At 67.4% G+C, this 1,107-nt stretch carries 1 protein-coding gene; it reads right to left on the bottom strand.

The window, feature by feature from the left end; all coding sequences use genetic code 11:
• A partial coding sequence (locus AAFN86_RS29540) for a ParB N-terminal domain-containing protein (RefSeq protein ID WP_347547316.1) occupies positions 1 to 723 on the bottom strand: 723 nt, incomplete at its 3' end.
• Positions 724 to 1,107 lie beyond the last annotated feature (384 nt).

Below are 1,107 nucleotides of genomic sequence, written 5' to 3' on the forward strand. Positions count from 1 at the left end.
GGTGGTGGCGTGCAGGGCGCCGTGCCAGACATAGGCGACATCGCCGGGGAACAGCGCCCAGGCCTCCCGCCAATCGGCACGGTCGTCGTTCTCGACCTTGCCGGTGCGCCGGGTGGTGCTGACACCCGCACGGTTCCGCCACTCGGGGTCGTAGGCGACGCCATAGGGCGGGTCAGTGACCATCAGGTGGGGGAGGACACCGCCCAGCGCCGCGCCGACCACGGCAGGGTCGGTGCAGTCGCCACAGGCGAGGCGGTGCCGACCCAGCAGCCAGACGTCGCCCAACTGGCTGACCGGCGCCTCCGGCAGCGGCGGGATGTCGTCGGGGTCGGTCAGGCCGGTGGTGGGATCGGCGAGGAACCCGGCGATCTCGTCAGGGTCGAAGCCGGTCAGATCCAGGTCGAAGCCCAACTCCTGCAGCTCGGCCAGTTCCAGCCGCAGCAGGTCCTCGTCCCAGCCAGCGTTCAACGCCAGCTTGTTGTCGGCAAGGATGTACGCCTTGCGCTGCGCGGGCGAGAGATGTCCCAACTCGATCACGGGGATCTCGTCCAGACCCAGCTTGCGCGCCGCCAGCACGCGGCCGTGGCCGGCGATGATGCCGTTCGCGCCATCGGTCAGCACCGGGTTGGTGAAGCCGAACTCCCGGATGCTCGCTGAGATCTGCGTCACCTGGGCGTCGCTGTGCGTCCGCGCGGCGTGGTGAGCAGCGCCACGCGCCGACAAGGCGCTCGACGAATGGAACGTTATCCCCCGGTTGCCGCAGCAGACCGGTGACGGGGTCGACCTCGAGTTGCAACGGCTGTGGCGCGTCAGGTGCGTCCTCGGCGAGTCGTGCCAGTAGCGGACGAATACTCAAACCATCATAGTCGGACGCCTTGCGCGTCATTGTCACCTCCGGAGCCGTGCTGCCGCACTCCGGCAGCCCGGACCGGCGATGAAATAAGATACGGCGATCGTCTCAATCCTGTCTGCGATTCGTTGCACCCTAAGAGCCCATCCGGGAAGTTTGGATTCACATTGAGGGCGTTGCGGCGAGGCGCCGCAGCATGATGCGGATCATGGCCATGCGGACAAAGGCGGCAGCGATGCGGCAATGCCGCTCGAAAT

Origin of the sequence: Roseomonas sp. CAU 1739, assembly GCF_039839775.1 — a bacterium.
Classification (GTDB): domain Bacteria; phylum Pseudomonadota; class Alphaproteobacteria; order Acetobacterales; family Acetobacteraceae; genus Neoroseomonas.